The organism is Bacillus salacetis (assembly GCF_049177075.1).
Classification (GTDB): Bacteria; Bacillota; Bacilli; order Bacillales; family Bacillaceae_B; genus Rossellomorea; species Rossellomorea salacetis_A.
In genome coordinates, this window is the sequence record NZ_CP185377.1 from 3,391,217 (window position 1) to 3,406,235 (window position 15,019).

Below are 15,019 nucleotides of genomic sequence, written 5' to 3' on the forward strand. Positions count from 1 at the left end.
TCTCACCTTTTCATGGCTCCTTGGATGAAGGGGTTTTCACTTAGTATAGTAACACCCTTTTATTAAGCTGAATTGAAAATATTGTAAAGCCTGTGTAAAGTTACATTTTTACTGAATAAATATTTTCAGAGCGGTCCTCAGGAAAACTTTTTTTCAATGTGACCGTGAAGGCCGTGCCTTCATTCACTTTACTTTCCACCTGGATATTTCCGCCGTGAGCCTCGATTAAATGTTTTACAATAGCCAAACCAAGCCCAGTTCCCCCCGAGTCACGGCTCCTGGCTTTATCCACCCTGTAAAACCTCTCAAAAATACGGGGGATTTCTTCCTCCTCGATCCCAATTCCGTTATCCCGGACTTCGATGATCACAGTCGAATCCGTCTGACTTAAGGAAACCGACACCTCTCCGCCGGCAGGAGTATAGATGATGGCATTTCCGATCAAGTTGATAAAAACCTGTTTGATTCTGAATCCATCAACCTCTGCCACCACAGGCTCATCTGCATGCAGAACAAGCTCAATATCCTTTTTCTCCGGTTTTTTTTCGAGTATCGTTACAACATCTTCCAGGATCCCACGGATATCTGCCTCATGAACATTGAGTTGAAAACCCTGTTTCTCCATTTTAGATAGGTCCAGTAAGTCAGTGATCAAGGATTGAAGCCGATCGCTTTCACGCAGGATAATATTAAGGAACATTTCGAGCGTGTCTTTATCATTCATCGCACCGTCTAACAATGTTTCACTAAAGCCTTTAATAGATGTGATCGGAGTTCTGAGCTCGTGGGAGACGTTGGCGACAAAATCTTTCCTCATCTGCTCCAGTTTCTTCAGCTCGGTGATATCATGGAAAACAAGGACAATGCCTTTCCATTCTTCTTTGGTTCCTATAATGGGCGCTCCGTATACCTCAAAGTGCCGTCTTTCAATCTTGAGTGGAAGGAACAGTTGCTTTCTAAGATTTTGCTCAGTCATGAAAATTTCTTCGACTAATTTATTTACCTCAGGAAATTGAATGAGCTCGTAGTATCGTTTATTGGTGATACGTTCTGAATCAACGGAGAAGAACTCCTTGAATGCCTTGTTGGTCAATACGGCGAAACCCCTATGGTCAATCAGCAGCAGCCCGCTGCCCATGTTCTCTATCAATGTAGTCAAGCGGTTCTGCTGGATTTCCTGTGCAGATGTCATTTCCTGCAGATTTCGGGCCAATATATTAATGGAAGTACTCAGCATACTGGTCTCATCCATCCGGTCCTCATAGGTTCTGGCTCGATAATTTCCTTTGGCCAGTTCCATAGCCACTTGTGTTGCAGAGTCGATCGGTTTCGTGTAACGGGCAGTTATTCTTGTGCCCAGCATTATGATAATAACCAAAGAAAGACCGAGCGAAATGGAAAGGACCGCCCATATTTGTTTATAGCCCGCAACCAGAATATCTATCCGGGAACTTAGAATGAGCAGAGATGATTCCTCACCATCGCCAATCGGCTGCCAATAATAAACAACCTCACTCCCATTTCTCATTAATTCGGTCTGCTCAAGGCCGCTGTTCCAATCTTCTGCTATCTCAGCAATAGCCTCATTTTGCTTTTCTGTATCAATGTCCGCAAACGGACCGCTGTCCTTCAAGATATTCCCCCCGGGGCCCGTGATTGTTACACGGATATCAAGCAAACGGCTGATTTCCTCTATCTGTTCCCCTGAAATCGATTCCGGCTGCTGCGACGTGATGACCTCATTTACAACCAGTTTCGCCTCTTTCTCGATTCTGTTATTAAAAGATTGAAGATAATAGCTCTTGAAAATCTGCCCCAGCAGCAAACCAAGGCCGATAAGCACGACAATGATCAGCATGATCAGAGCAAACAAGAGCCTTGACCTGAATCTGATCATGAACCTTTCTGCTCTTCCAGCTTATAGCCCAAACCTCTGATTGTTTTTATATAGTCCGGCTTTTTCGTATTGGTTTCGATCTTTTCCCTTAAGTGGCTGATATGTACATCAACGATTCTTGTATCGCCTGCAAAGTCATAATTCCAGACAGCACTTAGCAGCTGGTCGCGTGTCAAAACCCTGCCCCGGTTTTCTGCCAGATACAGAAGAAGCTCGAATTCCTTTGGAGTCAATTCTAACAATTCACCGGTAAAATAAGCCTCGTATTGTTCAGGATAAACTTTTAATTCACCTACTTGCAGGAACTCTTTTTGTTCTGCACGCAGATGTTCTGTAGCATCAATTACTGCCTGGCTTCTGCGCAAAATTGCTTTCACCCTTGCCATCACTTCACGAGGGCTGAACGGCTTGGTCATATAATCATCTGCCCCTAGTTCAAGCCCCAGCACCTTATCAAATTCATCATCCTTTGCTGTAAGCATCAGAATCGGAACCATCACCTTTTGCTGGCGGATTTGTTTACACACTTCAATCCCATCAATTTTAGGAAGCATCAGATCGAGGATCATCAAATCAGGCTGATGTTCCAACGCCAGATCCCTTCCTTCCTCACCATCGTGGGCGGTTATGACTGTGTAACCGGCTTGTTCAAGGTTGTACTTCAGCAGTGTGACAATTGATTGTTCATCGTCGACTACAAGAATCTTTTTACTCATTAAAGTGTTCCTCCGTATACCTGTATTAAAAACCCCATCATCCAAAAAATATTCAATTATGATTTTATTATAATATAAACAAAGATCACATTCCCATTCCTTTAATTGATTTCCTCTTGAGAATCCTTCCATTAACAAAAAAAAGACCAACCAGCTGTGCTGATTGGTCTCTTATAATAAAAATCAGAAGTTTTCCAGGGCACTTCCATTCATTTTTTCAAGTTTATGCGGAGGGCAGACATCGATCGTTCCCCTGATGACAGTCTCCTCCTGTTCATTTGTGGCAATCACATCAATCGTAACAAGGTGACTGCTGCTGTCTATATTCTTTACCTCAAAAAGAAATTGTACCGTATCATAATGATAAACAGGCTTAGGAAACTCGAGTTCCTGTTTCATGATGTGAGAACCCGGTCCCGGCAAATATTTTGAAACAGCAGAACTGATGATCCCAGTCAGCATAATCCCTGGTACTAATGGCTTCTTGAATGGAGTCTGTGAAGCATAATCATGCTGTATGTATAAAGGATTTGCATCATTGGTCAATCCCAGATACAGAAGCAGATCTTTGTCTTCGATCTTTTCTGTCAATGTCAACTTTTCACCTACTGAAATGTCATCAATCTTTCTGCCCGGCTTGCGTTTTTTACCTAATAACATGCTGGTGCACCTCCGTTGTAACCGTTTACAATTAAGAATAGAATAAATACTCTTTATTGTCTGTCTATTTATATATTACCATTAATAGTATAACCTTACAAAGGGGAATTTTTCAGGGAAACTGAAATTAGTTCTTTTGGGCACAAAATCCAGATAGGCCCTCTTTGAGGACGTCATTTTCACCAGCTCCTCTTTTTATGATGGCATAGACCCTCTTTGGGGACATCATTTTCCTCCAGCACCTCTTTTGATGTCGGTATAAACAAAAAAAGAAACCGAATTCAGACAATCGAATTCGGTTCCCCTTTCTATTATTTTAAAACATCCATTACATTTTTAACAGAGTCTGCAGACTTCGAGAGTGCTGCTTTTTCTTCTTCTTCCAAGTCTAGTTCGATGATCTGTTCAAGACCATTGCCGCCCAGGATAGTCGGTACACCGAGATAGATTCCTTCGAAACCATACTCGCCTTCAAGATATGCGATAGCCGGGATGACCCTGCGCTGGTCCTTGAGAATCGCTTCTGCCATTTGAACAAGTGAAGCGGCAGGAGCATAATAGGCACTTCCGTTTCCTAACAGGCCGACAATTTCACCGCCGCCTTTACGCGTGCGTTCAACGATGGCATCCAGGCGGTCTTTAGGAATTAACTTTTCCAATGGAATTCCGCCAGCGTAGGAATAGCGTACCAGCGGAACCATATCATCGCCATGTCCGCCCAGAACGAACCCGGTTATGTCTTTTACAGACAGGTTCAATTCCTGGGCAACAAATGTACGGAAGCGGGCTGTATCCAATACACCCGATTGCCCGATGACACGGTTTTTAGGGAATCCTGATTCTTTGAATACAGTGTAAGTCATTGCATCTACCGGGTTTGTCAGAACGATGATGATACTCTCAGGAGAATACTTCACGATTTCCTGAGTAACGGACTTCATGATCTTCTGGTTCGTCTGCACAAGGTCATCACGGCTCATGCCTGGCTTGCGTGCAATTCCAGCCGTAATGACGACGATATCAGATTCCTTTGTATCTTCATAGTTTGAGGTTCCGGTGATTTTCGCATCGAACCCTTGGACCGGGCTGGCTTCTGCCATATCCAACGCTTTTCCCTTAGTGGGATCTTCCATTTGTGGAATGTCGACCAGCACTACATCGCCCAATTCTTTCTGAGCTAGCATCAAAGCTGTTGTAGCCCCTGTGAATCCGCCGCCGATAACTGAAATTTTCTTACGTCTGATTGCCATAAGAATCGCCCCCATTATTAGTTTTTTAAAAGAGAAGGCTTGCATAAATGCAAGCCGGCTCGTTTTCACTCAAATGAATGGATTATGAAATTACATGTTTTCGATTAATGCTGTACCGAACTCAGAACATTTAACTTCTGTAGCGCCGTCCATTAGACGAGCGAAGTCATATGTTACAACTTTAGAAGCAATTGTTTTTTCCATAGATTTTGTAATCATTGTAGCAGCTTCGTTCCAGCCAAGGTGTTCAAGCATAAGTACACCAGAAAGGATTACTGAAGATGGGTTAACTTTATCCTGTCCAGCATATTTAGGTGCTGTACCATGAGTTGCTTCGAAGATCGCATGTCCTGTATCGTAATTAATATTTGCTCCAGGAGCGATTCCAATACCTCCAACTTGTGCAGCAAGTGCATCAGAGATATAGTCACCATTCAGGTTCATCGTAGCTACTACATCGAACTCAGCAGGACGAGTAAGGATCTGCTGAAGGAAGATATCCGCGATTGCATCTTTCACGATGATTTTGCCAGCTGCTTCTGCTTCAGATTGAGCCTGGTTAGCAGCGTCTGTACCTTTTTCATCCTTGATGCGGTCATATTCAGCCCATGTGAATACTTTCTCGCCGAATTCTTGTTCAGCAAGCTCGTAACCCCAGTTCTTGAAGGCACCCTCAGTGAATTTCATGATGTTACCTTTATGTACAAGCGTTACAGACTTACGGCCTTCAGTGATAGCATAGTTGATAGCCGCGCGTACAAGACGTTTTGTACCTTCTTCAGATACTGGCTTGATACCGATACCGGAAGTTTCAGGGAAACGGATTTTGTTTACGCCCATTTCATTTTGAAGGAAAGAGATAACCTTCTTCACTTCATCAGAACCTTTTGCATATTCAATACCTGCATAGATGTCTTCTGTGTTTTCACGGAAGATAACCATGTCTGTATCTTCAGGACGTTTTACAGGTGAAGGAACACCTTCAAAATAACGTACAGGGCGAAGACATGTGAACAAGTCCAACTCTTGGCGAAGAGCAACGTTCAATGAACGGATTCCGCCGCCGATTGGTGTTGTAAGAGGTCCTTTGATCGCGATGAAATATTCGCGCACTGCATCAAGTGTCTCACTTGGAAGCCACTCGCCAGTTTGATTGTAGGCTTTTTCTCCAGCCAATACTTCTTTCCAGACAAGCTTGCGCTCACCATTGTATGCTTTTTCAACTGCTGCATCCAGCACACGGGAAGCTGCAGCCCAGATATCAGGACCAGTTCCGTCACCTTCGATGAAAGGAACGATTGGGTTGTTTGGCACATTCAAGCTGCCATTTTCAACAGTAATTTTTTGACCTTCAGACATAATATTACCTCCATATTCATGATTAAAGGGACTGACAAAAGGCGTGAAAACCTTTGGAATCAGACCCGCTTATTGTTGACGGAAAAGGCCGGACTTTTTAAAAGCAAAGCCTTTTCCATAGTCATTACACCAGATATTAAGCTTTTTGTAAAATATTAACCGCGCTGATCTACAGGAACATATTCCTGTTTCCCAGGCCCGATGTAATCCGCACGAGGACGGATCAGACGGTTGTTGGAATATTGTTCAAGGATATGTGCAAGCCATCCTGACACCCGGCTCACCGCAAAGATCGGCGTGAACAGATCATGGTCGATACCAAGGCTGTGATACACAGAAGCTGAATAGAAATCAACATTTGGCGGCAGTCCTTTTTCAGATGTCACGATCTCTTCTATCTTTGTGGACATTTCATAGTATTTGCTTTCGCCCCTAAGCTCAGTCAGCTTCTTGGACATCTCTTTCAAATGTTTCGCTCTTGGGTCACCCTGCTGGTAAACACGGTGGCCGAAGCCCATGATCTTTTCCTTGTTATCCAGCTTTTGGCGGATGACAGATTCTACATTGTCTACTGAATCAATTTCAGTAAGCATTTTCATAACCTGTTCGTTGGCACCGCCATGAAGAGGTCCTTTCAATGCACCGATAGCAGCAGTCACACCGGAATATACGTCAGACAGTGTCGCCACACATACACGCGCAGTGAAAGTGGATGCATTCAATTCATGGTCCGCATGAAGAACAAGAGCTTTGTTGAACGCTTCAACTTCAATGTCTGCAGGCTCATTGCCTGTAAGCATGTATAAGAAGTTTGCAGCAAAACCAAGATCAGTTCTTGGAGCGATTGGTTCTTTTCCGCTTCTGATACGGGCGAATGATGTAACGATTGTCGGGATTTTAGCTTGAAGTCGGATCGCTTTGCGGAAGTTTGCTCCTTCTTCCATAACGTCCGCTTCCTCATCGTATAAACCAAGCAATGAAACAGCCGATCTTAATGCAGCCATCGGATGAACATCTTTGATTGGATACATTTTAAAGTGCTCGATTACTTCTTTAGGAAGGGCAGCATTTTCTGCCAGGTCCTTTTTAAGCTGATCAAGCTCTGAAGCCGTCGGCAATTTAAGATTCCATAATAAATAGATTATTTCTTCGAAGCTAGCATTGTTTGTCAGATCATCGATGTTATATCCAACATATGTAAGGGTATCATCAATGATTGAACTGATTGAAGATGTAGTAGCTACAACACCTTCTAATCCGCGAGTTGCTGTCATAAAAAACCTCTCCTTTATTTGAATTATTGCCAGTCGTCCATTTATAAAATGAACATCTTTCAAGAGAACATTCATCTCTTAAATAGGCTTGTTTCAAAAGATACCTATAATTGTTTATAACTAACGCTATCGAGCGCTCGCTCAACACAGTACCACACATACACCAATGGTGAATTCTGAATATAATACAGATTCAAATTACGGGATGCGCTTTCATTTTCTATTATAAACAATTATCTGACTTTTGTGAATGAAAACGGATTAATTTCTATAATAATTATTTTATCAGAAAAATAAACCACAGTAGTTCCATCTTTATCGTAACATAGTATTGCGTTTTCCTCTAATTTGGATTGATATTTGATATAAAAGACCAATAAACACTGAAATATCAAGGTCTGGTTCGTATTCTTAAAAATATATTTTCCCATAATCCATGCTTTATTCCAGGCTGGTTTACATAAATGATAGTATATAGGGAAACTAATATTTTTCCATACTTTCTCAAAAAATTACACCAAGCATCCTACAAGGAATTGAAAGAATATGCAATTCACCCCCAAGTATATTTGGTAGAAGGGAAAAAGTTATCTTTCTTTCATTTCCTTCCTCAGCTAAAATATAATAGTAATATATAGAAAATTCCGGCAGGGGGGACATGAATGAATTTAGAATTTCTTTACCGCTGCTTGCGCTTTTTATTTGTCGTAGCGGTAGTCGTTTTAACGGGGGTAGCCATCTTTTACATATCGAAAGTAACATATCCATTCATCATCGCTTTAGTTATCGCCCTTCTAATTAATCCAATCGTTAATTTCCTGGAAACGAAAGCCAAAATGCCTCGGGGGCTCGCTGTCGCTGTAGCATTGATACTGATCATAGCCATATTTATCGGCCTCATTACCTTGCTGATCACGGAAATCGTTTCAGGAGCCAACTACCTTGGGAATGTGGTACCCCAGCATGTAAATACCCTAGTGGAATACTTCGAAAACTTTATTGCCGGACAGGTTATTCCTTTCTATCATCAGATCAGCGGCCTATTTAAGAATTTGGAAGCTGGACAGCAAGGGGCCATCCTCGAAAATATCCAGGCTGCCGGTGAAAGAATTGCTTCATCCGCAGGAGACTTCCTGCAAAACTTCTTTCAAAAACTGCCTAATCTGGTTTCCTGGATTCCAAATGCAGCTACTGTTTTAATTTTTTCTGCCTTGGCAACCTTTTTCATCAGCAAAGATTGGTATCATCTTTCTGATAGATTTTCTAAATACGTACCTGTAAAAGCGGCTGACAGCGGAAGAAGGGTTTTTGACGACTTAAAGAAAGCACTGCTTGGATTTATCCGTGCGCAGTTCACCCTGATTTCCATAACAGCGGTTATCGTCCTGATCGGCCTTCTGATCCTTCGTGTGGACTATGCCATCACCATTGCCTTGGTCACAGGGCTGGTGGATATCCTTCCCTATCTCGGGACAGGAGCAGTCTTTGTCCCATGGATCATTTATGAGTTGATCACGGGGAATATCGGATTGGGAATCGGGCTCGGTGTCCTTTATCTGGTTGTGGTGGTCCAAAGACAAATAATGGAACCAAAAGTGCTGTCATCGAGCATTGGACTGGACCCATTGGCAACATTAATCGCCCTTTTTGTCGGATTCAAACTTGTCGGATTCCTCGGCCTCATACTCGGTCCTGTCACCTTGGTCATCTTATCCACACTGAGAAATGCCGGTGTGTTTCATGATTTATGGGCGTTCATAAAAGGGCGGCCGGACATAAAAGAATAAACCTTTTACAGCTCTCCTGGAAGATTTTTTGGTAGTTTCAGTTCAACTATCAAAAGCTTTTCTGGGGAGTATTTTTATAGGTCGGCAAACTATTTAAGTACCCCTCTAAGATGCAATCGGGCAGCAGCTTCAAGTACGGTTTTCTCATTGTCGATGTCCTTTAGAACTCCTCTCAAGACACTTTTACTTGGGTTTCTCGTCATTGATGTCCTTTAGAACCCCTCTCAAGGCAATTTCATTCTTTTTTCTCGTCGTTGATGCCCTTTAGAACTCTTCTCAAGACACTTTCACTCCGGGTTTCTCGTAATTGATGTCCTTTAGAACTTCCCTCAAGACACTTTCACTCAGTTTTCTAGTTGTCGATGTCCTTTAGAACTCCTCTCAAGACACTTTCACTCAGGTTTCTCGTCGTTGATGTCCTTAAGCACCCCTCTTAAGGATGTTCTGGATAAACTCTTACGTTCAGCTGGAGGCATAAAAAAAGATCCGTTCAAACCGAACGGATCTTTCTGCTATCGATATATTATAACGTTGCCGTTATCAATCCATTTTCTAAACAGTTTATAAAGGAAAGGTTTAATGATCTTTCTGGTTTGCGGAAATAACAGAAAGAACCCTATTGCGTCTGTTATAAATCCGGGAGTAAGAAGGACTACTCCGCCTACCAGGATGCAGAGTCCATCAACGATGGCATCGCCGGGAAGCTGGCCGAATCTGATTTGTTCCTGAACGCTTCTTATAGCTTGAAGGCCTTGTTTTTTTGCCAGGTAAGCACCAAGGACACCTGTGGCAATAATCATAAGAATTGTCGCGGGCACCCCGAATGTCTGTCCAGAAAGGATCAAGAGCCCAATTTCCAGTGCAGGCACTACTATTAAAAAGAACATCATATATCTCATTATTTTGGATTCCCCCATTTTTTTGGACAACCTGTGTCTATTATATCATATGCGGGCAGAATGAGCTGATGCCAGACTGCGACAATTTTGCAACAATTTGAACAACCATTGAAAAAAAGTGATGCCTCCTCATGGGAGACATCACTTTTTAGAAGTAACGATTATAATACACTTGCATGTCCGTCGTAGATGACACCTCTGGAAGAATCAACTGTGATTTCCTGGCCGTCTTTCAAAATGGACGTTGCATTTTCCACTCCGACGATGACAGGGATGCCGATATTGATTCCAACAACAGCGGCATGGCTTGTCAATCCGCCTTCTTCTGTGATTAGTGCAGCACATTTCTCAAGAGCAGGAACCATATCTTTGTCACTGCCAACTGTGACTAATACAGAGCCAGGCTGTACTTTTTCATTGGCTTCCGCTGCATTCCTTGCAACTACTGCTTTACCAAATGCAGTTTTGCGGCCAATCCCCTGGCCTTTTGCAAGGATATCACCGACAACATGAATCTTCATAAGATTTGTCGTACCAGATTCGCCGATTGGAACACCAGCTGTAATGATGATTCGGTCACCATGGGTGATCAATCCGGAGTTAACGCTCTCTTCGACAGCCATTTCCAGCATTTCATCTGTCGTTTCAACTTTCCGGCCCATTTGCGGGTAAACGCCCCATGCCAAAGCAAGCTTGCGGGAAACAGAGTCATTTGCTGTAACGGCAATGATTGGCGCCTTTGGACGGTATTTAGAGATCATTTTGGCTGTATGCCCGCTTTCTGTCGGAGCTACAATGGCATTTACAGAAAGATTGATGGCTGTATGAGCAACGGATTGTCCAATGGCATCCGTCATATTATGTCCAGCATCTTTACTGGTATTGGACAGGATTTCTTTATAATCAAGTGCTGTTTCTGCACGTGAAGCAATGTTATGCATCGTTTGAACAGCTTCAACAGGATAAGCACCCGCTGCTGTTTCACCTGAAAGCATGATAGCGTCCGTTCCGTCGAAGATAGCATTTGCCACGTCACTAGCTTCCGCTCTTGTTGGACGCGGGTTGCGCTGCATGGAATCAAGCATTTGTGTCGCTGTGATGACCGGCTTGCCCAGCGCATTACATTTTTTAATTAATGCCTTTTGTACAAGCGGAACCTCTTCTGCCGGTATTTCTACCCCAAGGTCACCACGAGCTACCATTAAACCATCAGAAACTTCAAGGACTTCATCAATATTGTCGACGCCTTCCTGGTTCTCGATCTTAGGGATGATTTGGATGTTTCCTGCATTATGGTCTTCCAAAAGCTGATGGATTTCCAAGACATCTGAAGCACGGCGCACGAAGGAAGCTGCGATGAAATCAACGCCTTGCTCGATACCGAAAATGATATCTTTAGCATCCTTGTCAGTGATTCCAGGAAGATTGACGGAAACTCCCGGAACGTTGACACCTTTTTTATTCTTCAATGTACCTGAGTTAAGTACTTTCGTCTTGATCTCTCCTGCATTTTTATCAAGGGAGATGACCTCAAGGCCGATCAATCCGTCATCCAAAAGGATTTTAGATCCAGCTTCTACATCATCAATTAAACTTTCATATGTGATGGAGAACTTATCAGGTGTACCCAGCACCTCTTTCATGGAAACAATCACTTCTGAACCTTTTTCAAGTTCGATCGCTCCGTTTTCCATGTTGTTCGTACGAATTTCAGGACCCTTTGTATCTAATAGGATTCCAATCGTCTTTCCAGTCTTCTCAGCAGCTGTCCTGATGTTTTTGATTCTCGCCCCATGCTCTTCATGGTCTCCGTGAGAAAAATTCAAACGGGCTACATTCATTCCTGCCTCAATCAGCTCTGTTAATTTTTCAACCGTTTCACTTGCCGGTCCAATGGTACATACAATTTTAGTTTTTCTCATTACTACATGCCCTCCTGGATATTTCCTGTCATTTTCAAGCCGTCCCATCTCTTTTAGATAGACAATTCTTTTGAAAGTTTATACATATTTAAATCTATCACATGTTCCTTAGCCAATGCTTCAATTATGTCATAATCGACAAGTTGATTCTTCTCAATTCCAACTGCTCTTCCGCCTTTGCCATCCGCAAGCAGGTCAACCGCATGTGAACCAAGACGGCTCGCAAGTACACGGTCGGAAGCTGTCGGGGAGCCCCCGCGCTGGATATGGCCAAGTACAGACACACGAGTCTCAAGATTGGTTGCTTCTTTTAATTTTGCGGCAAATTCGTTACCGCTCATTACACCCTCTGCTACTATGATGATACTGTGCTTCTTGCCGCGCTCCTGGCCTTTTCTAAGGCGGCTGGCAATATCGTCCATGTCATGATTGTCTTCAGGAATAAGAATGGTTTCTGCTCCGCCTGCAAGCCCGGACCAAAGGGCCAGGTCCCCGGCATTGCGTCCCATTACTTCAACAATGAAGGTTCTTTCATGGGAAGTGGCAGTATCACGAATTTTATCGATAGCATCAATAACGGTATTCAATGCTGTATCAAAGCCGATTGTATATTCAGTTCCCGGAATATCATTGTCAATCGTACCCGGAACACCTACACAAGGGTATCCCAATTCAGTCAATGCTTTTGCTCCGCGGTAAGAACCGTCTCCACCTATAACGACCAAGCCTTCGATTCCATGCTTTTTAAGCTGTTCAATGCCTTTTTGCTGACCTTCTTTTGTCTTGAATTCTTCACAGCGGGCTGTGTAAAGCATTGTACCTCCGCGATGGATAATATCACCGACAGATCCCAATTCCAGCTTTTTGATATTGCCTGTGATCAAGCCTTGATATCCCTGGTAGACACCGTATACTTCCATGTTTTGATAAATAGCCTGCCTGACGACTGCCCTTACGGCCGCATTCATGCCCGGTGAATCTCCGCCGCTTGTCAATACACCTATTCTTTTCATAAATAACCACCTCTTAATATGTCTTATGTATAGTAAATTTGTTATTGTGCTTTTTGGGGAGCTGCAAAGAAGAGTTTCGGGGATACAGGTTCAACACTCACTATTATAGGCAAAATACCTATGGATTATTTCTAAAATAACATGAAGATTGATAGTGAACAACGAATATAGGACGCAATAGACAAAAGACGAAATTATCAAAATACTGAAAGCGTTTCATTGTAAAATAATGCGTTTTCATATCATCGCTTGACCAATCATGCATCCTTACTTTTAAAAAAAGCAAAAGCGTGGAAAAGTACCCACGCTTAAGAATTTACCCTTGTATATTCATCTAAAACTGAATATTCACCCATTAATTTGTATTTTTCATAACGATTCTGGACCAGCTGTTCAGAAGACTGCGGTACCAGCTGCTCTAATGAAGTTTTGATCACTTCGCCGATGCTGCCCGCCTGTTCCTTTACGTCCCTGTGAGCCCCGCCTTTTACTTCTGGAATGATTTCATCGATCACACCCAGCTCTTTCAAGTCGGGAGCAGTGATTTTCATTGTTTCAGCAGCTCTTTTAGCCTGTGTCGAATCTTTCCAAAGCAATGCTGCTGCACCTTCTGGCGAAATAACAGAATAGGTGGAGTTCTCCAGCATATGAATATGGTTACCCACACCCAGTGCAAGAGCTCCGCCGCTTCCCCCTTCACCGATGACGATACAGATGACCGGTACACTCAAGCCCGCCATTTCAAACAGGTTGCGCGCAATGGCTTCACTCTGTCCCCGTTCTTCGGCAGCTTTCCCAGGATAAGCACCCTTCGTATCAATGAAGCAGATAATTGGTCTGCCAAATTTATCCGCCTGTTTCATCAGCCTCAAAGCTTTTCGGTACCCTTCCGGATGCGGCATCCCGAAGTTGCGGCGGATATTCTCTTTCGTGTCCTTGCCGCGCTGATGGCCAATGACTGTCACAGGAAGTCCGTTGAATTTCGCAATCCCGGCAACAATCGCTTCATCCTCACCATAAAGGCGGTCACCATGCATTTCATGAAAATCAGTAAACAGGTGGCTGATATAGTCGAGTGTTGTCGGTCTGTTAGGATGCCTTGCAACTTGGACTCTGTCCCACGGTTTCATATTTTCATAAAGATCATTTTCAAGCTTTTGCAAACGGTTCTCCAATTTTTCGATTTCAGATGAAAGATCCACATCCGATTTCTTCGTAAATTCCTTCAGCTCAGAAATCTTGTTCCTCAACTGTGTTACCGGTTTTTCAAATTCCATTTCATTTACCATGTCAGTTCACCGTCCCATTGATGGATCTCCAGGATGTTGGAGATCTTCTCCTTTAAGTCCAATCGTGAAATAACATCATCCAGCTGCCCATGCTTCAAGAGGAATTCTGCCGTCTGGAAATCTTCAGGAAGGTCTTCCCGGATCGTCTGCTCGATGATCCTTCTTCCTGCAAATCCAATCAGCGCGCCAGGTTCCGCGAAGTTATAATCGCCAAGGGATGCAAAACTTGCTGATACTCCCCCTGTCGTCGGATGGGTCATTATCGAGATGAACAATCCCCCATTATCACTGAATCTCTTCAAAGCAACAGAAGTCTTGGCCATTTGCATCAACGATAAGACACCTTCCTGCATTCTAGCCCCGCCTGAAGCGGTGAAAATGATAAATGGGCAGTTTCTTTTGTCTGCCTCTTCAATCGCCCTCGTAATTTTCTCGCCCACAACAGAACCCATGCTCCCCATGCGGAAACGGGAATCCATGATTGCCGCTACTGCGTCATATCCGTTTACCTTACCCGCACCGGTAATAACGGCCTCGTTAATATTGGCTTTTTCACGGTCTTTTTCCAGTTTTTCTATGTAATCAGGGAAATTCAATGGATTCTCTGAGACGAGACCAGCATCCAATTCTTCGAAAGTGCCTTCATCAAAAAAGCTGTCCATTCGTTCGAATGCATTCATCTTATGATGATAATCGCAATGCAGGCAGACTTTCAGGTTTTTTTGGAGCTCTTTTGTATACATGATTTTTTTACAGTTTGGACATTTCGTCATGATTCCTTCCGGTACGTCTTGTTTAGCCGCATCGGAGGGGATGGTTGCATACTTCTTCTTTTTCGTTTTAACAAAAAGATCCTTAAGCAAGAGTGAAACCTCCTTATTTACACTAGTGTCTGTAACTGCCCTTAAAGGACAAAGTATATATTCTGCTGATGATTTTGAATGGGGACATGC

The 15,019-nt window shown here is 43.2% G+C and carries 12 protein-coding genes; 1 reads left to right on the forward strand and 11 read right to left on the reverse strand.

Going from position 1 to position 15,019, the window contains the following annotated elements:
- Window positions 1–100: 100 nt before the first annotated feature.
- The 6 genes from pnpS to citZ form a co-directional block, all read right to left on the reverse strand.
- Complete coding sequence (gene pnpS / locus ACOJQI_RS17745; protein ID WP_421380417.1) at window positions 101–1,897, reverse strand: two-component system histidine kinase PnpS; 1,797 nt, start codon at window positions 1,895–1,897, stop codon at window positions 101–103.
- The gene (locus tag ACOJQI_RS17750) at window positions 1,894–2,613 is read right to left on the reverse strand and encodes a response regulator transcription factor (RefSeq protein WP_421380419.1); all 720 of its coding nucleotides are present in this window, start codon (window positions 2,611–2,613) and stop codon (window positions 1,894–1,896) included. Before ACOJQI_RS17750 ends, pnpS begins: the two co-directional genes overlap by 4 nt.
- Window positions 2,614–2,796: 183 nt before the next feature.
- On the reverse strand, window positions 2,797–3,273 hold the full coding sequence (locus tag ACOJQI_RS17755) for a MaoC/PaaZ C-terminal domain-containing protein (RefSeq protein WP_421380421.1): 477 nt from the start codon (window positions 3,271–3,273) through the stop codon (window positions 2,797–2,799).
- 311 nt (window positions 3,274–3,584) lie between these two features.
- Window positions 3,585–4,523 carry a malate dehydrogenase gene (gene mdh, locus ACOJQI_RS17760; protein WP_421380423.1) on the reverse strand — a complete coding sequence of 313 codons (939 nt, stop codon included), beginning with the start codon at window positions 4,521–4,523 and terminating at the stop codon, window positions 3,585–3,587.
- Window positions 4,524–4,613: 90 nt separating this feature from the next.
- On the reverse strand, window positions 4,614–5,882 hold the full coding sequence (icd, locus tag ACOJQI_RS17765; RefSeq protein WP_421380425.1) for an NADP-dependent isocitrate dehydrogenase: 1,269 nt from the start codon (window positions 5,880–5,882) through the stop codon (window positions 4,614–4,616).
- A gap of 155 nt (window positions 5,883–6,037) precedes the next feature.
- Window positions 6,038–7,156 (reverse strand): citrate synthase, encoded by a 1,119-nt coding sequence (gene citZ / locus ACOJQI_RS17770; RefSeq protein WP_421380427.1) that lies wholly within the window; start codon window positions 7,154–7,156, stop codon window positions 6,038–6,040.
- 662 nt (window positions 7,157–7,818) lie between these two features.
- Here citZ and ytvI point away from each other — a divergent pair.
- Window positions 7,819–8,943 (forward strand): sporulation integral membrane protein YtvI, encoded by a 1,125-nt coding sequence (gene ytvI, locus ACOJQI_RS17775; RefSeq protein WP_421380430.1) that lies wholly within the window; start codon window positions 7,819–7,821, stop codon window positions 8,941–8,943.
- Window positions 8,944–9,455: 512 nt separating this feature from the next.
- Here the strand turns inward: ytvI and ACOJQI_RS17780 are convergent.
- The 5 genes from ACOJQI_RS17780 to accD form a co-directional block, all read right to left on the reverse strand.
- On the reverse strand, window positions 9,456–9,842 hold the full coding sequence (locus tag ACOJQI_RS17780; protein WP_421380432.1) for an FxsA family protein: 387 nt from the start codon (window positions 9,840–9,842) through the stop codon (window positions 9,456–9,458).
- A 161-nt stretch (window positions 9,843–10,003) separates the two neighbouring features.
- Window positions 10,004–11,764 (reverse strand): pyruvate kinase, encoded by a 1,761-nt coding sequence (gene pyk, locus ACOJQI_RS17785; protein ID WP_421380434.1) that lies wholly within the window; start codon window positions 11,762–11,764, stop codon window positions 10,004–10,006.
- Between the two features lie 53 nt (window positions 11,765–11,817).
- On the reverse strand, window positions 11,818–12,777 hold the full coding sequence (gene pfkA / locus ACOJQI_RS17790) for a 6-phosphofructokinase (protein ID WP_421380436.1): 960 nt from the start codon (window positions 12,775–12,777) through the stop codon (window positions 11,818–11,820).
- A gap of 308 nt (window positions 12,778–13,085) precedes the next feature.
- Complete coding sequence (gene accA, locus ACOJQI_RS17795) at window positions 13,086–14,066, reverse strand: acetyl-CoA carboxylase carboxyl transferase subunit alpha (protein WP_421380438.1); 981 nt, start codon at window positions 14,064–14,066, stop codon at window positions 13,086–13,088.
- On the reverse strand, window positions 14,060–14,929 hold the full coding sequence (gene accD, locus ACOJQI_RS17800; RefSeq protein ID WP_421380440.1) for an acetyl-CoA carboxylase, carboxyltransferase subunit beta: 870 nt from the start codon (window positions 14,927–14,929) through the stop codon (window positions 14,060–14,062). Before accD ends, accA begins: the two co-directional genes overlap by 7 nt.
- Window positions 14,930–15,019: the final 90 nt, after the last annotated feature.